Source organism: Mitsuaria sp. PDC51, from assembly GCF_900113225.1.
GTDB lineage: Bacteria > Pseudomonadota > Gammaproteobacteria > Burkholderiales > Burkholderiaceae_C > Roseateles.
The window spans coordinates 799,316-820,713 of the sequence record NZ_FOZE01000002.1; the positions used below are offsets into that span (position 1 = coordinate 799,316).

At 71.0% G+C, this 21,398-nt stretch carries 13 protein-coding genes; 9 read left to right on the top strand and 4 right to left on the bottom strand.

Annotated features, from left to right (window positions below):
• Positions 1–12: 12 nt before the first annotated feature.
• The 7 genes from BM393_RS14865 (at position 13) to BM393_RS14895 (ending at position 11,335) form a co-directional block, all read left to right on the top strand.
• Positions 13–2,292 (top strand): hypothetical protein, encoded by a 2,280-nt coding sequence (locus BM393_RS14865; protein ID WP_091727610.1) that lies wholly within the window; start codon positions 13–15, stop codon positions 2,290–2,292.
• Positions 2,289–4,877: a glycoside hydrolase family 95 protein gene (locus BM393_RS14870; protein WP_254783463.1), complete on the top strand. Its 2,589-nt coding sequence runs from the start codon at positions 2,289–2,291 to the stop codon at positions 4,875–4,877. Before BM393_RS14865 ends, BM393_RS14870 begins: the two co-directional genes overlap by 4 nt.
• 44 nt (positions 4,878–4,921) lie before the next feature.
• A complete protein-coding gene (locus tag BM393_RS14875; protein WP_091727613.1) occupies positions 4,922–6,259 on the top strand; it encodes a GDSL-type esterase/lipase family protein in 1,338 nt (445 codons plus the stop codon).
• Between the two features lie 39 nt (positions 6,260–6,298).
• Positions 6,299–7,714 carry a GH1 family beta-glucosidase gene (locus tag BM393_RS14880; RefSeq protein ID WP_091727618.1) on the top strand — a complete coding sequence of 472 codons (1,416 nt, stop codon included), beginning with the start codon at positions 6,299–6,301 and terminating at the stop codon, positions 7,712–7,714.
• A gap of 8 nt (positions 7,715–7,722) precedes the next feature.
• On the top strand, positions 7,723–9,183 hold the full coding sequence (locus BM393_RS14885; protein WP_091727621.1) for an MFS transporter: 1,461 nt from the start codon (positions 7,723–7,725) through the stop codon (positions 9,181–9,183).
• A 124-nt stretch (positions 9,184–9,307) separates the two neighbouring features.
• Entirely contained in the window at positions 9,308–10,690 is a 1,383-nt protein-coding gene (locus tag BM393_RS14890; protein ID WP_254783464.1) for a glycoside hydrolase family 5 protein, read from the top strand.
• A 138-nt stretch (positions 10,691–10,828) separates the two neighbouring features.
• Complete coding sequence (locus BM393_RS14895) at positions 10,829–11,335, top strand: hypothetical protein (RefSeq protein WP_091727630.1); 507 nt, start codon at positions 10,829–10,831, stop codon at positions 11,333–11,335.
• Positions 11,336–11,516: 181 nt separating this feature from the next.
• Here the strand turns inward: BM393_RS14895 and BM393_RS14900 are convergent, their stop codons facing one another.
• The gene (locus BM393_RS14900) at positions 11,517–12,224 is read right to left on the bottom strand and encodes a bifunctional 2-polyprenyl-6-hydroxyphenol methylase/3-demethylubiquinol 3-O-methyltransferase UbiG (protein ID WP_175538351.1); all 708 of its coding nucleotides are present in this window, start codon (positions 12,222–12,224) and stop codon (positions 11,517–11,519) included.
• 306 nt (positions 12,225–12,530) lie between these two features.
• Between BM393_RS14900 and BM393_RS14905 the strand changes: the two genes are divergently transcribed.
• Together BM393_RS14905 and BM393_RS14910 are read left to right on the top strand one after the other, a co-directional pair.
• Positions 12,531–13,520, top strand: coding sequence for a LacI family DNA-binding transcriptional regulator (locus BM393_RS14905; protein WP_091727636.1), 990 nt, complete (start codon positions 12,531–12,533; stop codon positions 13,518–13,520).
• Between the two features lie 137 nt (positions 13,521–13,657).
• Positions 13,658–14,917 carry a sugar MFS transporter gene (locus tag BM393_RS14910; RefSeq protein ID WP_091727639.1) on the top strand — a complete coding sequence of 420 codons (1,260 nt, stop codon included), beginning with the start codon at positions 13,658–13,660 and terminating at the stop codon, positions 14,915–14,917.
• Positions 14,918–14,920: 3 nt separating this feature from the next.
• Here the strand turns inward: BM393_RS14910 and BM393_RS14915 are convergent, their stop codons facing one another.
• From BM393_RS14915 to BM393_RS14925, 3 genes are read right to left on the bottom strand one after another with little or no spacing between them, the layout of a single operon-like run.
• Positions 14,921–17,245, bottom strand: coding sequence for a GH92 family glycosyl hydrolase (locus BM393_RS14915; protein WP_091727642.1), 2,325 nt, complete (start codon positions 17,243–17,245; stop codon positions 14,921–14,923).
• A gap of 3 nt (positions 17,246–17,248) precedes the next feature.
• A complete protein-coding gene (locus tag BM393_RS14920; protein ID WP_217648448.1) occupies positions 17,249–18,733 on the bottom strand; it encodes a glycoside hydrolase family 125 protein in 1,485 nt (494 codons plus the stop codon).
• Entirely contained in the window at positions 18,730–21,357 is a 2,628-nt protein-coding gene (locus BM393_RS14925) for a glycoside hydrolase family 3 C-terminal domain-containing protein (RefSeq protein ID WP_217648449.1), read from the bottom strand. The genes BM393_RS14920 and BM393_RS14925 overlap by 4 nt, the downstream gene beginning before the upstream one ends.
• Positions 21,358–21,398: the final 41 nt, after the last annotated feature.

Consider the following 21,398-nt stretch of genomic DNA (forward strand, 5'->3'; position numbering starts at 1 on the left):
GAGGAACCGCGCATGCAACGCCGCCGCTTCATCGCCCGCACCGCCGGCCTGGCCGCTGTCAGCGGGGCCCTGCCCGCCGTGCCCGCGCTGTCGGGCGCGCTCGCCGCGACCGTCGCCGGCGGCACCGGCGCCGTCCCCTACGACTGGCGCAGCGTGCCTTTTGGCGGCGGCGGCTTCGTCGACGGCTTCGTCTTCCATCCGCGCGAGGCCGGCCTGCTGTACTGCCGCACCGACATCGGCGGCGCCTACCGCTTCGATCCCAAGGCGCGGCGCTGGTGGCCGCTGCTGGACCACCTCGACAAGGCCGACGCCGACCTGATGGGCGTGCTGAGCGTCGCGGTCGATCCCAACGATGCCGACCGCGTCTACCTCGCCTGCGGGCTTTACCTCGGCAAGGACGTGCGCGATGGCGCGCTGCTCGCGTCCAGCGACCGCGGCCGCACCTGGACCCAGCACGAACTGAAACTGAAGATCGGCGGCAACTCGCCCGGCCGCGGCAGCGGCGAGCGGCTGCAGGTCGACCCCTGGGTGGGCGAGGTGCTCTACCTCGGCAGCTCGCAGGACGGCCTGCTCAAGAGCACCGACCGCGGCCGCAGCTTCCAGCCGCTGGCCTTCCCGGCGAAGCATGTCTCGCTGGTGCTGATCGACCCGGCAAGCGGCGCGGCGGGCAAGGCGGCCTCGCGGCTCTACGTCGGCAGCCACGATCAGGCGGGGCTGTATGTCTCCGAAGACGGCGGCCGCAGCTTCGCCCGCGAGCCCGGCACGCCCGCGATGGCGCCGCAGCGCGCGGCCATCGGGCCCGATGGCGTGCTCTACGTGAGCTTCGCCGGCAGCGACGCGCCGCAGCCCGTCAATCCGAGCTACGCGTCGCGCGGCGCCGTGTGGAAACGCGAGCCGCGCGGCGGCAAGGCTGTCTGGACCGAGATCACGCCCGTCAAGCCCGGCGAAGGGCTGAAGGGCTTCGGCTACTCCGGGCTGGACGTCGACCGCCAGCGGCCCGGTCGCCTGATCGTGTCGACGATCGAGCGCTGGGGCGACGGCGACGACCTCTTCCTCAGCGAGGACGGCGGCAGGAGTTGGACCGCGATCGGCGCCCGCTCCAAGCACGACATCGAGTCCCGCCCCTGGCTCGCCAACTACAAGCGCGCGACGCGCCGGCCCGATCCGATGGGCCACTGGATCGCCGATGTGAAGCTCGATCCGCAGGACGGCGGCCGCGCGGTCTACGGCACCGGCTACGGCGTGTGGATGACCGACTCGCTGGCCGCGGCGACTCGCTCGCCGGCCGGCACGGTGGCGTGGCGCTTCGAGGTCGAGAACCTCGAGGAGACCGCGACGCTGGAGATCAAGAGCCCGTCCGGCGGCGCGACGCTGCTGGCGGCGATGGGCGACGTGTCCGGCGCGGCCTGGGACGACCTGGCGAAGAACCCGTCGACCGGCCTGTTCGCGCCGAGCAACGAGACCAACCGCTCCGTCGACGCGGCCGAGCTGGAGCCGCGCGTGCTGGCGCGCACCTCCGACCATGCGCCGACCGGCGGCTACATCTCCGTCGATGGCGGCGTGAACTGGCGCGCCTTCGGCCCGTCGCCGCGCGACGCGAAGAACGCGCAAGGCCATCGCGCGCCGACCGGTCTGGTGGCCGTCAGCGCCAAGGGCGGTTTCCTGGTGTGGGCGCCGGAGCGCCAGCCGGCGATGTGGTCCAAGGACAAGGGCCGCAGCTGGTCGCTCTGCGAGGGCTGGCCCGCGGAGCGCAGCCCGCTGCTCGCGCCGGTCGCGGACCGCGCGGTGGAAGGCGTCTTCTACCTGCTCGACCGCGCGCAGGGGCGCGTGCTGATGAGCGTCGATGGCGGCCAGCGTTTCCAGCCCGCCGTCAACGGCCTGCCTCAACTCGGCGACTGGCAATACGCGCAGATGCTGTGCGCGCCGGGCCGTGGGCGCGACCTGTGGTTCGCGCTGCCCAACGGCCTCTTCCACCTGCCCGCGGCGGACCAGCCCTTGCAGCCGGTCAAGCCGGTCGCCGAGGCCTGGATGATGGCGCTGGGCAAGGCGGCCGCGGGCGCCCCCTACCACGCGATCTATGTGTGGGGCCGCGTGTCGGTCGGCGGCGCCTCGCCGGTCGAGGGGCTGTTCCGCAGCGACGACGAAGGCCGGAGCTTCATCCGCATCGGTGACGACCTGCACCGCTACGGCCGCCTGCTGTCGATGGCCGCCGATCCGCTGGAGCACGGCACCGTCTTCCTCGCGCCGCATGGACGCGGCATCGTCGTCGGCAAGCCGAGGACGGGCGCATGAACATGCACGGCCCGAGCGCCGCCCATCGGATCGCGCCGGCCACGGGCCCGCTCGCCCGGCTGCTGGTGATCGCGGCGACGACCCTCGCCGCGATCGCGGCGCCTTTGGGTGGTGTGCTGGCCGGCGCGCTGGGTGGCGCGGCAGGCGGCGCGCTGGGTGGCGCGGCAGGCGGCGCCGCGGGCGTGATGCTCCTGGGCGCGCTCGCCCCCGCCGAGGCGATGGCCTCGGAGCTTCGCCTGTTCGAGCGCGCGCCCGCGCCGGACACGCCGGAAGGCTGGGAGCGCCAAGCGCTGCCCATCGGCAACGGTCGACTCGGCGCGATGTTGTTCGGCGGGCTGGCGCGCGACCGGATCCAGTTCAACGAGAACACCTTGTGGGTCGGCGACAGCCGCACCATGGGCGCCTACCAGCCCTTCGGCGACCTGGTGCTGACGCTGCCCGGTCACGACGCCGAGCCCGCGGCGGCCAGCGGCTACCGGCGCGAGCTCGACATCGGCGACGCGCTGCACCGCGTCAGCTACACCCACGGCGGCACGCGCTTCACGCGCGAGGTGCTCGCCAGTCATCCGGCGCAGGCCATCGTGCTGCGCCTGAGCGCCGATCGCGGCGGTCAGTACAGCGGCAGCCTCGCCTTGACCGATCGCCACGGCGCGCGCGTGCTCGCGCACGGCGCCGGCACCGAGGACGGCGCGCGCCTGACGTCCACCGGTGCGCTCCCCAACGGCATGCGCTACGCGGCGCAGGCGCGCGTCATCGCCGAGGGCGGCCTGCTGCGCGTCGAGGGCGGCCGGCTGGTCTTCCAGGGCTGCGACGCCCTGACCATCGTGCTCGGCGCCGGCACCAGCTACCTGCCCGACGCGACCAAGGCCTTCGACAGCGGCATCGATCCGCTGCCGCGCGTCGCCGCACAGGTGACGGCCGCGTCCGCGCAGCCCTGGGCGACGCTGCGCGCGCGCCATGTGGCCGACCACCAGCGCTTCTTCGCGCGGGTCGCGCTCGACCTCGGCCGCAGCGACGACGAGCGTCGCGCGCTGCCGACCGGCGAGCGCCTGCGACGCTACACCGCCGAAGGCGGCGACCCGGAGCTGGAGGCGCTGCACGCGCAGTACGGTCGCTACCTGCTGATCGCCAGCTCGCGGGACTCGCTGCCGGCCAACCTGCAGGGCCTGTGGAACGACAGCCTCACGCCGCCGTGGAGCTCGGACTACCACACCAACATCAATGTCCAGATGAACTACTGGCCGGCGGAGACGGCCAACCTGGCGGAGATGGCGCGGCCCTTCCTCGCCTTCGTCCAGAGCCAGATCCCGATGTACCGGCGCGCGGTGGCCGAGGCCGCCGCGCTCGCGCAGGCCCGTGACGCGGCGAGCGCCAGCGGGGCGGCAAGCGCCGCCGCTTCCAGCGAGCCGATTCCCATCGGCGCCTTCGCCGGCGAAGCCCGGCCGCCCGAGGAACGCTTCCTGACCGCGCAGGGCCGCCCGGTGCGCGGCTGGACCGTGCGCACCGAGTCCAACCCGTTCGGCGGCATGGGCTACCTCTGGAACAAGACCGGCAACGCCTGGTACCTGCAGCACTTCTGGGAGCATTACGCCTTCGGCGGCGACCAGCGCCAGTTGCGCGAGGTCACGCTGCCGCTGATGAAGGAAGTCGTCGCGTTCTGGGAAGACCAGCTCAAGCCGCTGCCCGACGGCCGGCTGGTCGCGCCGATGGGCTGGTCGCCGGAGCATGGCCCGGTCGAGGACGGCGTCAGCTACGACCAGCAGATCCTGTGGGACCTGTTCAACAACGCCGTGGCCGCCGCCGATGCGCTCGGCACCGAGCGCGCCTGGCGCGATCACGTCGCCGCGCTGCGCGACCGCCTCGCCGGGCCGAAGGTCGGCAGCTGGGGCCAGTTGCTCGAGTGGCTGGACGAGAAGCGCGATCCCGTGCTCGACACGCCGGGCGACACCCACCGCCATGTGTCTCACCTGTTCGCGCTGTTCCCGGGACGGCAGATCTCGCCGGCGCGCACGCCCGCGCTGGCCGCCGCGGCGCGTCGCACGCTGCAGGCGCGCGGCGACGCGGGCACCGGCTGGTCGATGGCCTGGAAGATGGCCTTCTGGGCGCGCCTGGGCGATGGCGATCACGCCTACCGCATGCTGCGCGGCCTGCTGGCCACGCCGGGCGCGCGCGCCGCGCAGCAGGCCGGTCCGGGCACCGAGTCCAACAACGCCGGCGGCACCTATCCCAACCTGCTCGACGCGCATCCGCCGTTCCAGATCGACGGCAACTTCGGCTACACCGCCGCGGTCATCGAGATGCTGCTGCAGTCGCATGCCGGCGAGCTCCAGCTGCTGCCCGCGCTGCCCGCGGCCTGGCCGGAGGGCAGCGTCAGCGGACTGCGCGCGCGCGGTGGCGTCGAGGTCGACCTCGCCTGGTCCAAGGGCCGGCTCAGCGCGGTCACGCTGCGCGCGCCGGCGGCCTCGGCGGATGGCTTCACCGGCACGCGGCGCGTGACCGTGCGCGCCGGCACGCACCGCACGACGCTGCAGCTCGAACCCGGCGCAACGCGCCGCCTCGACGCCCGGCTCCGGCCGGTGCGATGACCCCGATGTCCTCGATCGTTTCGCCCCTCCCGCCCCCCGACACCATGAAGTTGAGCCCGATCCTCCTGTCCGCGTCCGCCGCCCTCACCTGCGCGACCACCGGCGCGCAGGCCGCCGACGCGCCGCCCGCGCCCGCCGACGAACTGCGCGTCTTCGTCGGCCAGCCGATGAAGGGCTACCAGCTGACGATCGGCGACTTCGAGCGCAGCGCGCCGCTGACCGGCGATCGCGCCGACTCGCCCCCGGCGCCCAAGCCCGAGTCCCCGAACACCCGGATCTCGGCCCGGCGCAGCGGCAAGGACGGCGCGCGCGACGCGGTCACGATGAGCTGGCAGGACACCTGGTATGCGAGCCTGCGCGTGACCGGCGACACGCCCGTCGACCTGCGGCCTTACCTCGCGCACGGCACGCTGGAGTTCGACATCAACGTCAAGGACCTGAGCCAGGGTGGGCTCTCGTTCAAGCTGGCCTGCGGCGACGGCTGCGAGCGCAAGGTCAATTTCCTGCTGCCGGGCCGCGCGCTCGAAGGCCAGGGGTGGCAGCGGCTGTCCTTCGCGCTGTCGTGCTTCCATCGCGACGGCGACGACTTCAGCCGCGTCACGCTGCCGTTCTCGGTCGAGACCGGCGGCCGCGGCGAGCTGTCGATCGCCAACGTGCGCGTGCTGCGACGCGGCCAGCCCAACGCGGTCTGCCCGAACTACCGCACCGAGTCGGTCACGCCCTCGCCGCTGCTGCAGTCCTGGTCGCTGGACTGGTGGATGCCGCGCCACGAGCAGAAGCTGGCCGCGATCCGCGCGATGCGCGAGGCGGGCAAGAACCCGTCGGTGGTGTTCATCGGCGACTCCATCACTCAGGGCTGGGAGGATGCCGGCAAGGCGGTCTGGGACGAGCACTACGCGCGCTACGACGCGCTGGACCTGGGCTTCGGCGGCGACCACACCGAGAACGTGCTGTGGCGCCTGCAGCATGGCGAGATCGACGGCATCGCGCCCAAGGTCACCGTGCTGATGATCGGCACCAACAACACCGGCGACCGGCAGGACGAGCCGACGGCCACGGCCGCCGGCATCCGCCGCCTGATCGACGAGATCCGCATGCGCCAGCCCGCCAGCAAGATCCTGCTGCTGGCGATCTTCCCGCGCGATCCCAAGCCCGACGGCCGCGGCCGCCGCCTCAACAACGAGATCAATGCGCTGATCCGCGGCTTCGCCGACGGCGAGGTCGTCCACTTCCTCGACATCGGCGCGTCACTGACGAATCCCGACGGCACGCTGTCGGCCGAGGTGATGCCCGATTGGCTGCACCCCTCCGAACGCGGCTACCGCCTCTGGGCGGAAGCGATGAATCCGACGCTGCTGCGTCTCCTTGAAGCCTCCCGCTGAGCCGGCCCTGTCCGCGCCGGCCCCGATCCACCCTGACCCATGAGCAGTCCCTTGAGTTCCACCACCGCTCCCTCGCCGCTGTTCCCGCTGACGCCGCTGCCGGCCTTCGGTTACGCCTCGCCCTTCCCGGCCAGCTTCGTGTTCGGCGTCTCCGCGTCCGCGCCGCAGATCGAGGGCGCCGCCTTCGAAGGCGGCAAGGGCGAGTCCAACTGGGACCGCTTCAGCCGCCAGCCCGGCGCCGTCCATGGCGGCGACACGCTGGACGTGGCCGTCGACCACTACCACCGCTTCGACGATGACTTCGCGCTGATGGCCTCGCTGGGCCTGAAGGACTACCGCATGTCCATCGCCTGGCCGCGCATCATTCCCGACGGCACCGGCGCGGTGAACGAGGAAGGCATCGCCTTCTACCGCCGCCTCTTCGCGAGCATGCGCAAGCACGGCATCACGCCCTGGGTCACGCTGTTCCACTGGGACCTGCCGATGGCGCTGGAGGAGCGCGGCGGCTGGACCTCGCGCGAGACCGTCGACGCCTTCGCGCGTTATGCCGAGGTCGTCGTGACGGCCTTCGCCGATGATGTGAAGCACTGGATCACGCTCAACGAGATCCGCTGCTTCACGATGCTGGCCTACGGCTTCGGCACCAAGGCGCCGGGCCGCCGCGAGCCCGAGGCGGTCGTCAACCAGACTTACCACCACGCGATCGTGGCCCATGGCCACGCGGTGCGCGCGGTGCGCCAGCATGGCGGCCCGGGTGCCCAGGTCGGCCTGACCGACAACTGCGACGTCAGCGTGCCGGTCAGCGAAAGTCCCGAGGACATCGCCGCCGCGACGGCCTGGTTCCGCGACCGCAATGCCCACATCCTGGGCGCGATCCACGCCGGCCACTATCCCGAGTCCTACCTGAAGCGCGTCGGCGCCGCCGCGCCCAAGGTGCTGCCCGGCGACTTCGACCTGATCAGCCAGCCCACCGACTTCCTGGGCCTGAACATCTACACCGGCCACTACGTGCGCGCGGCCGACAACGAACAGGGTTACGAGCAGCTCGCGCTGCCGAAGAACTATCCGCGCGCCGATCCGCCCTGGCTGCACCTGGTGCCGCAGTCGATGTACTGGGCGCCGCGGATGGCGGTGCAGCTCTACGGCCACCGCTCGATCTACATCACCGAGAACGGCTGCGGCTACGACGACGAGCCGGTGACCGACGGCGAATGCCACGACCTGCACCGGCGCGACTTCGTGCGCGGCCACCTGCGCGAGCTGCATCGCGCGATCGGCGACGGCGTGCCGGTGAACGGTTATTTCCTCTGGTCCTTCATCGACAACTTCGAATGGGAGGACGGCTACCAGCGGCGCTTCGGCATCGTGCATTGCGACTACGGCACGCAGGTCCGCACGCCCAAGCTCTCGGCGCGGTATTACGCCCGCATCGTCCAGGAACGCCGCATCCTCTGAGGCCCGCCATGAGCGCCACCAGCCTGACCTCCTCCGACTCCGGCACCGCGCCGGCGCCGCACGTGATCCGTCCCGCCGACCGCGTGCCAATGCCGCAGAAGGTCGGCTACGGGCTCGGCTCGATGATCGACCTGTGGGGCCACTGGCTCTATGCGTCGCTCGCCTTCCACGTCTTCAACGTGTTCCTGGGCGTCGCGCCGGGCCTGATCTCCACGGCGCAGATGATCAAGATCTTCATCGACGCCGCGTCGGATGCGATCTTCGGCTGGATCTCCGACAACACCCGCACCCGCTACGGCCGGCGCCGGCCCTTCATCCTGGTGGGCGGCGTGCTGGCGGGCATCGGCCTGCCGCTGATGTTCGCCGTCGGCCGCGGCTGGACGGACATGCAGTACTTCATGTTCATGGTCATCTCCACCGCCATCTACGTGCCGGTGATGAGCTGCTTCAACATGCCCTGGCTGAGCCTGGGCTCGGAGATGACGCCCGACTATCACGAGCGCACCAACGTGATGTCGATCAAGAACGCGATCCAGAAGGCGCCCGAGCTGGCGATGTTCTTCGCCGCGCAGTTCACGACGCTGGCCTGGTTCCACGACGCCGACGGCAAGCCCGACATCCTGCGCGGCGCGCAGACCTACTGCGCGCTGCTGGGCGCGGTGATGGTGGCGGTGTCCATCGTGATGTTCATGACGGTACGCGAGCGCTACTACGAGAAGCTGGTGGCGCATTCGCAGACGCACATCCCCTTCGCCGACACGCTGTGGCGCACGCTGCGCTGCCGGCCGTTCCGGCACATCCTGGGCATGATGCTGGCCTACGGCATCGGCACGGCGATGGTGTCGGCGCTGGGCTATTACGCCACCGTCTACTACGTCTGCAAGGGCGACATCGCGCTGGCGACCAAGTGGAACACCGCGATGGGCGTGGCGGGCATGGTGTTCGGCTTCCTCGGCATCCCGTTCTTCAACTACATCGCGCGGCGCCACGGCAAGCGCGCGGCGCTGGCGCTGGTGCTGTCGCTGGCGATCTGCGCCTTCATCGGCGACTGGTGGCTCTACGACCCCGAGCGCCCCGCGCTGCAGCTGCTGGCCTGCGGTTTCGTCGCCTTCACCGGCGCGGGCTTCTGGACGCTCTACGGCTCGACGGTGGCCGACGTCATCGACTACGACGAGCTGCAGACCGGCCAGCGCCGCGAGGGCTCGTTCGCGGCCTGCCAGTCGTGGATTTCCAAGGTCGGCATCGCGCTGGGCGTGGGCGCGTCGGGCTGGATCCTGCAGTTCACCGGCTTCGATTCGAAGCTGCCGGTGCAGAGCGACCACGCGATCTTCATGATCCGCATCCTGCTGTCGGCCATCCCGGTGCTGGGCCTGCTGCTGGCGCTGATCTCGGTGTCGCGCTTCGAGCTGACCGAGCGCGGCATGGCCGAGATCCGCGCCCGCCTCGAGGCCCAACGCGGCGCCGTCTGAAGGCGCGCCGGCCGGTGCCGGCGCCCGCTGTCCTTCTGCTGTCCATTGAGCTTTCCAGAGTCCTCACCGGACCATGCGCGCGACCGCGCGCATGCCTCAAGCAAAACACACGGAGACAACGACGATGAAGGCAAGAACCCTGGCCGCGCTGCTGATGGCGGCGACCGGCTTGACGAGCGGACTGGAAGCCGGCGCGCAGAGCTGCTCGCCGACGGCGATCAAGCCCTACGTCAGGGTCGGCAGCGGCGCCTGGAGCAACACCTCGTCGGCGACGGTGGCCGCCGGCGGTACGCTGACGCTCGGACCGCAGCCGACCAGCGGCGGGTCGTGGTCCTGGACCGGCTGCGGCGCATCGGCCAACACGCGCGAGCTGGGCCTGACCGCGAAGGCCAGTTGCACCGCGGTGGCGACGTACACCAACAGCTGCGGCGCCAAGTCGACGCAGAACTTCGTGCTCACCGTGCCCGGCATGCGGGACCTGACCAGCCTGCAGCTGTCCAAGCTGATGGGCGCGGGCTGGAACCTGGGCAACTCGCTGGAGGCCATTGGCGGCGAGACCGCGTGGGGCAATCCGGCGGTGACGCAGTCGATGTTCAACGCGGTGAAGGCGGCCGGCTTCAAGACGGTGCGGATCCCGGTGTCCTGGAAGCAGTACGCCGATGCCAACGACAACATCAGCGCGACCTGGATGGCGCGCGTGACGCAGGTCGTCAACTACGCGCGCAATGCCGGCCTGTACACGATGATCAACATCCACTGGGATGGCGGCTGGATGCAGCCGACCTATGCCCAGCAGTCGGCGGTCAATGCGCGCATCACCAAGTTCTGGACGCAGATCGCCAACAACTTCAAGGGCTACGACGACACGCTGCTGTTCGCGGGCACCAACGAGGTGATGGTCGATGGCGACTACGGCACGCCGACGGTCGAGTACTACACGGTGCAGAACAGCTTCAACCAGACCTTCGTGAACGCGGTGCGTGCGACCGGCGGCAACAACCTGGCGCGCCACCTGATCGTGCAGGGCTTCAACACCAACATCGACCACACGGTGAATTTCGCGACGATGCCCAGTGACTCGGTGGGCCGCCGGCTGATGATGGAAGTGCACTTCTACGATCCCTACAACTTCACGTTGAACCAGAACAGCAGCATCTGGCAATGGGGCGCGGGCGCGACCAGCGCGGCCAACACGGAGACCTGGGCGAACGAGGCCTACATCGACGGCCAGTTCCAGAAGATGAAGACGCGCTTCGTCGACCAGGGCATCCCGGTGATCCTGGGTGAGTTCGGCGCGATCCGCCGCACCGAGTACGCCGGCGCCGAGGCCTACCGCACGGCGTGGGACCGCTACGTGGCGCGCGCGGCGTGGACGCGTGGCGCGGTGCCGGTCTACTGGGACGCGGGTTATCCGAACGACAACCACAGCATGGGGCTGTTCGACCGCAACACCGGCGCGGTGGTCTATCCGTCGATCGTCAGCGGCATCGTCGACGCGGCGAAGTGAGGGTGCGCGCGGCGGCGCTTCCACTTGCCTACGCATGGGAATCCCGCTTGCCGCAGGGCCAGGGGCGGCGAGCGCCAGCCGCCCGGCAGCGCGTCCCGAGGACGCGCCGCTCCCCGCAACGACTCTCCCCCGCACGCCATGCCGCAAGACGATCAGTTGAAGAAGGAAGCCCAGCGCCTCGCCGGTGAAGCCAAGCACCCCAGCGAGAAGCTGCCGACCTACCAGGAGCTGCTGGACAGCGCCATCGAGGACACCTTCCCGGCGAGCGATCCCATCGCTGTCGGCGGGGCGACCAAGATCGCCGAGCCGCACACGACCCTGCGCGACGCGAAGGACTGGACGCTGAAGCCAGGCAGCGAAATGCCGCCGGGCGGCGATGCGGCCCCGACCGCATCGGCCGGCGGGCCGGAGCTGTCCGCGCCCTGCGAGGGTTTCGTCGAGCGCCCGATGACCCTGCAGGCCACCGTCGAGGACGCGGTGCAGGTGCCTCGCGGCCCCTGCACGATCGAGCAGAGCGAGCACCGCGCGGTGCTGCGCTGGACCGAGGACGGCCAGGACCGCTGCGGCTCGATGGCGATCGAGGACTATCGCGACCGCCTCGCCGACGGCGCCTTGCGTCGCGGCGAGCGACGCGACGCGGGATGAGCGACACGAGCTGGCGCATGCATCGAGCTCCGGCTCGGACCGCCGCGGCTGAGGCCGCCGGCTCGCAATCAGCCATCGCACCACGCCCGGCTCAGAGGTCGACTCGCTGAACATTTCAAGCGGAATCGCCGTCCATCGAACGGCTGTTGCGGTGAATCGCGGGAGGCCGGGGAACGCCCGGTCAGCGCCGCGGTTTCGCGGCGAACCAGCGACGCGCGTCGTCGAGGGCCACTGGTGCATCGAACCCGTGATCGCGCAGCAACGCCGCGATCTCCGCTTCGTCGAGCGGCACCAACGCGAAGGCGTGCGTCCACGCGTCATCGCCCATGACATAGCGCAGCGTCATGCGGACTTGTTCGATGCCATCGACGGTGGCGCGCGCCAATGCGGTGACGTCGATCGACAGCTCGCTCGATCGGCTCAGCGGTCCGAGGGCGGCGGTGCGCAGCCAGTGGGCGTCCTGGCATTGAAGGATTAATTGGCCGTGCGGCGCGACATGGCGGGCGGCGGCGGCGATGAAGGCGCGCCGGACGGTGGCATCGGCGTGATTGATGAGGCCGCTGGGCAGGAGCACGACATCGAAGCGCTCGCCGAGATCGAGCCGCTCGATGTCGGCGTGGATGCGGCGCACGCGGTCGGAGACGTGGGCCAGCATCTCCGCGGAGTTGTCGACCCCGGTCACGGTGCAGCCGAAGTCCAGGAGTCGATGGGCGAGCAAGCCGGTGCCGCAACCGAGATCGAGAACGGAAGCACCCGCGAGGAAGTGCGAGCGCAGGTGATCGATCTCGCCGGCATATCTGGCGCGGCGGTAGAGCTCGACGGAGCAGCCGTCGTGGGTTTGGCTACCCGGGCCGGTGCCAGTGAAGTGGGGTTCGCGGGTGGCGTCCATGTTGTTGGTCGCAGTGGCGGGGCGTTCCGGCCAATCGCGTCCGACCATTCGGACGCGAGCGTCATTCTGACCCGGGGTCGCGCCCGACGCGCGTTCCGATGATTGAGGCAAGGCCCATCCCCGGTTCCGTTTAGACGCGCCTGTCTTGTTTAGTAAATCCAGATAAAGACAGCGCTGGACAACCGTTCCGATTGACCCTCGCGGCAGGGCCGATCTATAACGAAACCCCGATGACAGAACGACTGGCGGGCAAGCTCGTCTTAGAGACCGTTCTTCACGAGGTGTTTAGTAAATGTTCACGCGTCCATGAGCCAAGTCACGATCCGAGACATCGCGCAGGCGACCGGTCTGTCGTCCGGCACCATTTCGCGCGCGCTCAAGAACCAGGCGGGCATGACCGATGCCACCCGTCTCAAGGTCCAGGACGCGGCCCAGCGGATGGGCTACGACTTCTCCCAGCTGCGCAAGGTGCGCATCCGGCGCATCGCCTTCCTGCTGCACAGCCAGCACAACACGCTGGCCTCCAGCCCCTTCTTCTCGCCGGTCCTGCATGGCGCCGAGGAAGCCTGCCGGCGCGAGGGCATCGCCCTGTCCTTCAACGTGGTCGGTCCCGCCGCGCCGGTGATGGAGCAGATCCGGCTGCATCAGCCCGACGCCCTGCTGTGCGCCGGCTTCTTCGAACCGGAAGTGCTCGCCGCGCTGAAGCAGACCGGCAAGCCCATGGTGCTGATCGACATGCAGCAACGGGGCTTCACCTCGGTCAATCCGGACAACGCGATGGGCGGCTACCTCGCCACCCGGCATCTGCTGCGCAGCGGCCGCCGGCGGATCGCGATGCTGTCCGGGTCGCTGGCGCACTTCAGCATCGAGCAGCGCAACCGCGGCTTCCGTCGTGCGCTCTTCGAGTCCAGGACGCTGGCCGATCCCGACCTCGAGGTCATCGTTCCTCAACTGGGCGACGGCGACAGCGGCGTCGTCGAGGCGATGCAGCGCCTGCTCAGCCTGCCCAGGCCGCCCGACGCCGTGCTTTGCTACAACGACAGCACGGCCCTCGTGGCGATGGCCCATTGCCGCGGCCAGGGCATCAAGGTGCCGCAGGACATCGCCATCGTCGGCTTCGACGACATCAGCGGCGCCGCCACCAGCGTGCCGCCGCTCAGCACGCTGCGGGTGGACAAGGAGGCGCTCGGCGCCGCCGGCGTCGACCTGCTGCTGCGGCTCAAGCCCGAGGACCCCATCGAGGAACTCGTCCTGCCGGTCGACCTGGTCGTGCGTGAAAGCAGCTGCGACGACTAGCGCCCTGCCTCCCGCGTCCCCCGAGCCACTGCGGGCCGGCCTCGCGGCGTGACACCGCAAGGCCTTGACCCCCTGACGCTTCGACGCAGCGACGCAGCGAAGGCGTCACGGCGATCCCATCACGAGACGGAGACAACATGGAACACGTATCCCCCCGCCCCGCCGCGGCCGCATCGGGCGCGGCCGCCGGACCCGCCACCAGTGACAGCGGCCACAGCGGCGCGCTGGTCATCGTCACGGTGCTGTTCTTCATGTGGGGGCTGATCACCTCGCTGAACGACATCCTCATCCCCCACCTCAAGGCCATCTACACGCTGAGCTACGTGCAGGCGATGATGGTGCAGTTCTGCTTCTTCGGCGCCTACTTCATCGTCTCGCTGCCCGCGGGCGCGCTGATCCGGCGCCTGGGTTACCAGCGGGGCGCGGTGGCGGGTCTGCTGATCGCGGCCGTGGGCTGCGCGCTGTTCTACCCGGCCTCCTTCGGCGGCTACGGCCTGTTCCTGCTGGCCTTCTTCGTGCTGGCCTCGGGCATCACGGTCCTGCAGGTCGCCGCCAATCCGTACGTGACCGTGCTCGGTCCGGCCCGCACGGCCTCGAGCCGCCTCAACCTCACCCAGGCCTTCAACTCGCTGGGCACCACCATCGGTCCCGCCGCCGGCGGCCTGCTGATCCTGTCCATCTCCGGCGCCGCCGCCGGCGCGGCGTCCACCGTGCGCGGCCCCTATCTCGCGCTGGCCGCCGCGCTCGCGCTGCTGGCGCTGTTCTTCCTGAAGGCCAGGCTGCCGCGCATCGAGGACGGCGAGGACCTCGCCCTGGACGGCGAAGGCCACGGCTCGGCCTGGGCGCACCGCCATCTGGTGCTTGGGGCGATCGGCATCTTCCTGTACGTGGGCGCGGAAGTGAGCATCGGCAGCTTCCTCATCAACTTCCTGGGCGAAGGCAACATCGCCGGCCTGGCGCATGCCGACGCCGCGAGCTACGTCAGCCTGTACTGGGCCGGCGCAATGGTCGGACGCTTCATCGGCTTCGTCGTGATGCGCTCGGTGAGCCCGGGCCGGACGCTGGCCTTCAATGCGCTGGTGGCGATCGCGCTGGTGCTGACCGCCACCTTCGGCCACGGCAGCGTCGCGATGTGGGCCATCCTGGCCGTGGGCCTGTGCAACTCCATCATGTTCCCCACCGTCTTCAGCATGGCCATCCACGGCCTGGGCCGGCACACCGGCCAGGGCTCCGGCATCCTGTGCATGGCCATCGTCGGCGGCGCCATCGTGCCCTTCGCGCAGGGCGCGCTGGCCGACCACCTGGGCGTGCAGCTGTCCTTCCTGCTGCCGGCCGCCTGCTATGCGTTCATCCTCTACTTCGGGGCGCGCTACGCCTCGATGTACGTGAAGCAGTGAGGCTCAGACGGCCGCTGGCGGCCGCGACGCCAGCGCCGCGCCGAAGCCGGGATCGGGCTCGGCCCCCATCGTGAACACCAGCCGGCCGCCCTGCATCAGGCTGGCGTGGTCGATCCAGCTGCGCGTGTGCGGCTGCCCCCGCCAGGTCACCGACTGCACGTAGATCCGGTCGAGGCCGTTGCCGCGCGCCTCGATCTCCAGCGTCCTGCCACCCGGCAGGGCCAGTTCGGCGCGCTCCACCAACGGGCTGCCGAAGACATAACGCGCGCTGACCGGATCCACCGGGTACAGCCCCAGCGCGCTGAGCACCAGCCAGGCCGACATCTGCCCGCAGTCCTCGTTGCCGGACAGGCCGTCGGGCCGGTCGCTGTAGAGCGTGTCCATGATCTGCCGCACGCGCGCCTGCGTCTTCCAGGGCTGGCCTGCGTAGGCATAGAGATACGCGATGTGGTGGCTGGGTTCGTTGCCATGGGCGTACTGGCCGATCAGCCCCGAGATGTCGGGCGGCGCGCCGGGCAGTTGTTCCGAGCTCGTGGTGAACAGCGCATCGAGCTGGGCGACGAAGGCAGCCTCGCCGCCGAAGAGCGCCATGTAGCCGGCCACGTCGTGCTGGTTGAGGAAGGTGGCCTGCCAGGCATTGGACTCGGTGAAGTCGCGCCAGCGATCCGAATGGCCCAGCGCCCGCGGATCGAAGGGCTCAGCCCAGCGGCCGTCGGCCAGGCGCGGCCGCACGAAGCGCAGCGCCGGATCGAAGACATGGCGATAGTTCAGCGAACGCTCGCGCAGCAGCGCCGCGTCCGCCTCGGCCCCCACGCCGCGCGCGAGGCGGGCCAGCGCCCAGTCGTCGTAGGCGTACTCGAGGGTCTTGCTGGCCGCCTCCTCCTCGCGGTCGGACGGGATGAAACCCAGCCGGCGGTAATCGGGCAGACCGCGGTACGCGTCGTCCATCGCACGCTGGCGCCACAGCGGCCAGGCGCGCTGGAAGTCGATGCCGGCGAAGCCCTTGGCCTGGGCCTCGGCCAGCACCACCGCCGAGTGGTAGCCGATCATGCAGCCGGTCTCGCGGCCGTGCAGCGGCCACACCGGCACGCCTTGATCGCTCTGCTCCGCCATGCGGATGAGGCTGTTGACCAGGTCCGGCACGCGCGCCGGCGTGAGCATCGTCAGCAGCGGATGCAGGCTGCGGTAGGTGTCCCACAGCGAGTACTGCGTGTAGTTGCGCTCGCCCGGCGCGAGCTGATGCACGCGCAGGTCCATGCCGCGGTACTGGCCGTCCACGTCGCTGAACAGGGTCGGTGCGAGCAGGCTGTGATACAGCGCGGTGTAGAGCATGCGCTGATGCCGCTCGTCGAAGGTCCGCAGCCGCAGCGCGGCGAGCTCGCGTTCCCAGGCCGCGCTGGCCGACGCGCGCACCTGCTCGAAGTCCCAGCCGGGCAGTTCCTCGCGCAGATTGCGCAGCGCGCCCTCCGCGCTGACGTAGGAGATGCCGCACTTGACCAGCAGCGGCTCGCCCGCTTCCGAGCGCCAGTGCAGCGCCGCCAGCAGCTGCGTGCCGCGTGAAATCCGCGTCGACGCGCCGTCCGCGCCGTTGCCGTTGAACACCTCGAAGCGCTCGAAGGGCCGCGAGAACTGCATCGCGAAGTAGACCTGCCGGCCCTGCGCCCACTGGTCGACCGCTCGGCCGCCGAGCAGCGTGTCGTCGCCGACCACCTCCAGCTCGGCCCAGGGCACGCGCGTGGGCACGCCCGGCTTGTCCTGCATGCCATGACGCAGGTCCACCATCAGATGGCTGCGCGTGTGCGGGCCGAAGCGGTAGCGATGCAGACCGACGCGCTCGGTGGCGGTGAGCTCGACAGTGACATCGCGATCGCGCAGCGCGACGCGGTAGTAGCCGGGCTCGGCAGACTGATCCTGATGCGTGAACGGCGCGCGCCAGCCCAGCTCCGGATTGCCGGGCGGTCCGGGTTGCCGCCGCACCTCGCCGACGCAGGGCATCACCAGCACGTCCAGCAGGTCACCGATGCCGGTGCCGCTGAGGTGCGTGTGGGAGAAGCCCATGATCGAGCGGTCCTTGTCGTGGTAGCCCGAGCAGGCGTCCCAGTCCGCGTTGTAGGTGTCGGGCCCCAGCTGCACCATGCCGAAGGGCCGCGTGGCGGCCGGCGTGGTGTGGCCGTGATCGCCGGTGCCGATGAACACGTCGACGTGGCGGGTGAGGCGCTCGTCCGCGGGAACGCCCGGGGACAGGGCCTGGCGCGCGGGGCCGGCGCAGCCGGTCAGCGGCAGGCCGGTGGCGAGCGCCATCTTGAGCAGGTCGCGGCGTGAGGTCATGGATCAGCTCGATTGCAGCAGCGCGGGCCGATGCCGCGCCAGGTTCAGGATCAGTTCGCCGAACAGGCCGTTGGCCCAGGCAAACCAGGGGCGGGTGAAATGCGCGGCGTCGTCCTGGTCGAAGGCCTCGTGCATGAAGCCGGTGCCCGCATGGCTGGCCTGGAGCCAGCGCAGGCACTGGCGGATCTCCGCGTCGCCCGCGGCCGTGGCGGGCGCGGTCAGTGCCTTCATGGTGAGGGACATCGGCCAGATCATGCGCAGGCCCTCGTGCGGCCCGCCGGTGCCCTCGGCCACGCGGCCGCGGAAGAAGTACGGGTTGTCCGGGCTCCAGGCCCGCGCGCGCGTGCGGCGGTAGAGCGCGTCGTCGACCGCGCAGACGCCCAGGTAGGGCAGGCTCAGCAGGCTGGGCGCGTTGGCGTCGTCCATGAAGAACTGGTTGCCGAAGCCGTCGACCTCATAGGCCCAGACCTCGCCCGCCGGCGTGCGCAGCCGCGCGTGGCGGCGCAGCGCGGCCGCGACCTCATCGGCCAGGGCCTTGGCCTCGCTGGCCAGCGCGGCGTCGTGCAGCACCGCGTCCGCCATCGCCGCGAGCTGACGCAGCGACACGACGGCGAACAGGTTGGCCGGCACCAGGAACGGGAAGACGCAGGCGTCGTCCGACGGCCGGAACATCGAATGGATCAGCCCCACCGGCCGGCCCGGATGGCCATAGCCATCGAGGACCAGCGTCTCGGTGGCGGCCTCGGCCTTGCGCTGGAAGCGGTAGGGACCGGGACCGGTCTTGCGCTGCTGCTCGCGCATCGTGCGCAGCACCGCGCGCATCGCCTCGGCCCATTGCGCGTCGAAGGGCGCGGTGTCGCCGGTGGCGCGCCAGTAGCCGTGGGCCAGGCGGATGGGCCAGCACAGCGAGTCCAGCTCCCACTTGCGTTCGGACACGCCGGGCCGCATCTCGGTCAGGTCGCCGATGGCCCACTTGAGCTGCGTGCGGGCCTGAGGATCCTCGAGGAAGGCATTGGCGTAGGGATCGATCAACAGGCAGCGCGCGTGGCGATGGATGACGCCGCGGATCAGACGCCGCAGCGCATCGTCCTCACGCGCGAAGGGCAGGTAGGGCCAGACCTGGGCCGACGAGTCGCGCAACCACATCGCGTCGATGTCGCCGGTGATGACGAAGGTGTCGGGCTTGCCGTCGACGGTGCCCTCGGTCACCGTGGTGTCCAGCGTGTTGGGCAGGCAGTTGCCGAACATCCAGGCCAGCTCCGGATCGCCGATGCGGCGCTGCAGGTCCGCGATGGCGGCGTCGACAGCAGGGCTGCTGAAGCGGCGCTGAGCGGGCGGAGGCCGCGAGCTGGCGAAGCGCGCATCCGAACCAGGGGGGCGATCGGCCGCCAGCGCGCGGGCCATGCCCAGACCGCTCAGTCCACCGGCCAGGCCGAGCCCGAGCAGCGCGCGCCGCGCCGGCGAATCGATCATGCTGACTCCCTTCATCGCGGCAGCTCCTGCCGGCCCTGGATCTCGAAGCTGGCGCGCAGCACCTCGGCATGGCCGGGCTGGCCGCCGCCCACCGCGAGGCGGTAGCGGCCCGGCAGCACCGCGCGCACGCCTGACGCGTCGACCTGGCTGAGCGCGCGGGCATCGAGCTCGAAGCGCAGCGTTCGGCGCTCGCCGGCCTTCAGCGGCACGCGCTGGAAGGCCACCAGCGCGTGCGCCGGCGCCACGGCCAGCGGCGTCTCGGGCTCGAGGTAGACCTGCGCCACTTCGTCGCCATGGCGATCGCCGGCGTTGGCCACCTCGACCTCGACCGTGAGCGCCTCACCCGCGTTCAGCACCGCGCTCGACACGCGCGGCGCCTGGTAGGCGAACCGGGTGTAACTCAGCCCATGCCCGAAGGCCCACAGCGGCGAGCCCTTGAAGTAGCGATAGGTGCGGCCCTGCATGCCGTAGTCGGCGAAGGGCGGCAGGTCCTGCGCCGAGCGGTAGAAGGTCACCGGCAGCCGCCCCGCCGGGTTGTTGATCCCCAGCAGCGTCTCCGCGATCGCCTGCCCGCCGGCCTCGCCCGGATACCAGGCGGCCAGCACCGCGTCCGCGTGCTCGGAGGCCCAGCGCAGCGCCACCGCGCTGCCCGACTGCAGCACCACGACCAGCGGCTTGCCGGTCGCCTGCACCGCCTGGAGCAGGCGCTCCTGCGCCGCCGGCAGGTCCAGCGAACTGCGGTCCCCGCCATCGAAGCCGGGTACCTCCAGCTGCAGCTGCTCGCCTTCCAGATCGGGCGACAAGCCGACGAAGGCCACGATGGCATCGGCTTGGCGCGCGGCCGCCACCGCCTGCGCCAGTTGCGCATCGGCCGGCGCCTGCCAGCGCAGCGACAGCCCCTGATCCTCACCCGTATGCAGCCACTCCACGCGCAGCGTCCGGGGGCGCCGGTCCGTGACCTTGACGCTGACGGCGGCCTGATCGCCGTCGCCGTCCTGCAGCAGCTTGCCGTCGAGGTAGAGGCGAACGCGGTCATAGCCGTCGCAATCGAAGCAGCGCTCCACGCGCAGGCCCAGCCGGTACTCTCCGGGTGCCGGCGGCAGGAACTGCCCCGACCAGCGCACCGAGTACCCGCGCGGTGGCAAGCCCGCCGCGGGCGGCGCCCGGTTGAAGTCGAGGTTCAAGGTCGCATCGTCGCTGGCTGCGACAGGGTGGCCGGCGAGGGTCGCGTTGGCGAAGACCTCGCGGCGCAGGCCGGGCCTTCCCTGCGGCGTGCGCAGCGCCGCCTGCGGCACGGCTACCGGCACGCCCTCGGCCAGCGCGGAGCCCTGGGCGGCGACCACGCGCGAGGGCCCGAGCGCCTGGCGCAGACCAGCCAGCGGCGTGATCGGATCGGCCGCCACGCCGTGGTAGTTGGCGTGCAGGTCCTCGAGCAGCTCGGCGGTCGGACCAACGACGGCCACGCGGCCGCGCGGCGACAGCGGCAGCACGCCGTTGTTCTTCAACAGGACCATGGACTCGCGCGCGGCGCGCAGCGCCAGCGCGCGACCCGCGGCCCAGTCGATGGACGGCGCGGCGCTCGCGGGCGAGAACAGGCCCAGCCGCAGACGGGCCTCGAAGAGACGCCGCAGCGCGCGATCCAGGTCGGCTTCGCTGACGCGGCCGTTCTCCACCGCGCGGCCCAGCGCGGCGAAGCTGCGGCCGCAGTTCAGGTCGGTGCCCGCCTGCAGCGCGCGCGCCGAGGCCTCCGCGTCATCGGGCGTGGTCTTGTGGAAGAGCGTCATGTCCTCGACCGCGTCGCAGTCAGTCACGACGAAGCCCTGGAAGCCCCAGTCGCGGCGCAGCCGCTCCTGCAGCAGCGCCGTGTTCGCGCAGGCGGGCGTGCCGTCCAGCGCGTTGTAGGCGCACATGACCGAGCCGGCGTGCGCCTGCGTCACCGCGGCCCGGAAGGCCGGCAGATAGCTGTCCTCCAGATCGTGGGCCGACGGGTTGACGTTGAACGCGTGGCGCTCCTTCTCCGGCCCGCTGTGCACGGCGAAATGCTTGGGCGTGGCGATGACCAGCGGGCGGCGCTCGTCGGGGCCTTGCAGCCCTTGCACGAAGGCCACGCCCAGGCGCGCGGTGAGGACCGGATCCTCGCCATAGGTCTCCTGCCCGCGGCCCCAGCGCGGATCGCGGAACAGGTTGATGTTGGGCGACCAGATCGTCAGGCCGCCGTAGCGGGCGGAGTCGCGCGACACGCCCGGCGGCGGCGGCGCGGACTTGGCCCGCGCCTGCGCGGCGATCACGCCGCCCACCGCGTGCAGCAGCGGCGCGTCCCAGCTCGCGGCCAGACCGATGGCCTGCGGGAAGACCGTGGCCCGGCCGTTGCGCGCCAAGCCATGCAGGCCTTCGCTCCACCAGCCATAGGCCGGCACGCCCAGACGCTCGATGGCGGGCGCGCCGTCCTGCAACTGGGCGATCTTCTCGGCCAGGCTGAGCCGGCTCACCAGATCGGCGGCGCGCTCGGCGTCGCCCAGACGGACGTCGAGATAGGGCGGCACCGTCGGCGATGTCGGCGCTGACAGCGCCGGCTCGGCGGCCGTTGCCATCGATGCCGGCAGCACGGCCGCGAAACACAGCCACGGCATCACGTGCATGCCGCGCCCCCCGCGGCGCTTCGGCGCCGCCGGTGAAAGGG

Excerpts from the sequence above, each read along its gene's own strand:
- BM393_RS14865 (WP_091727610.1), top strand. The coding sequence starts at position 13 with ATGCAACGCCGCCGCTTCATCGCCCGCACCGCCGGCCTGGCCGCTGTC.
- BM393_RS14870 (WP_254783463.1), top strand. The coding sequence starts at position 2,289 with ATGAACATGCACGGCCCGAGCGCCGCCCATCGGATCGCGCCGGCCACG.
- BM393_RS14875 (WP_091727613.1), top strand. The coding sequence starts at position 4,922 with ATGAAGTTGAGCCCGATCCTCCTGTCCGCGTCCGCCGCCCTCACCTGC.
- BM393_RS14880 (WP_091727618.1), top strand. The coding sequence starts at position 6,299 with ATGAGCAGTCCCTTGAGTTCCACCACCGCTCCCTCGCCGCTGTTCCCG.
- BM393_RS14885 (WP_091727621.1), top strand. The coding sequence starts at position 7,723 with ATGAGCGCCACCAGCCTGACCTCCTCCGACTCCGGCACCGCGCCGGCG.
- BM393_RS14890 (WP_254783464.1), top strand. The coding sequence starts at position 9,308 with ATGAAGGCAAGAACCCTGGCCGCGCTGCTGATGGCGGCGACCGGCTTG.
- BM393_RS14895 (WP_091727630.1), top strand. The coding sequence starts at position 10,829 with ATGCCGCAAGACGATCAGTTGAAGAAGGAAGCCCAGCGCCTCGCCGGT.
- BM393_RS14900 (WP_175538351.1), bottom strand. The coding sequence starts at position 12,224 with ATGGACGCCACCCGCGAACCCCACTTCACTGGCACCGGCCCGGGTAGC.
- BM393_RS14905 (WP_091727636.1), top strand. The coding sequence starts at position 12,531 with ATGAGCCAAGTCACGATCCGAGACATCGCGCAGGCGACCGGTCTGTCG.
- BM393_RS14910 (WP_091727639.1), top strand. The coding sequence starts at position 13,658 with ATGGAACACGTATCCCCCCGCCCCGCCGCGGCCGCATCGGGCGCGGCC.
- BM393_RS14915 (WP_091727642.1), bottom strand. The coding sequence starts at position 17,245 with ATGACCTCACGCCGCGACCTGCTCAAGATGGCGCTCGCCACCGGCCTG.
- BM393_RS14920 (WP_217648448.1), bottom strand. The coding sequence starts at position 18,733 with ATGAAGGGAGTCAGCATGATCGATTCGCCGGCGCGGCGCGCGCTGCTC.
- BM393_RS14925 (WP_217648449.1), bottom strand. The coding sequence starts at position 21,357 with ATGCACGTGATGCCGTGGCTGTGTTTCGCGGCCGTGCTGCCGGCATCG.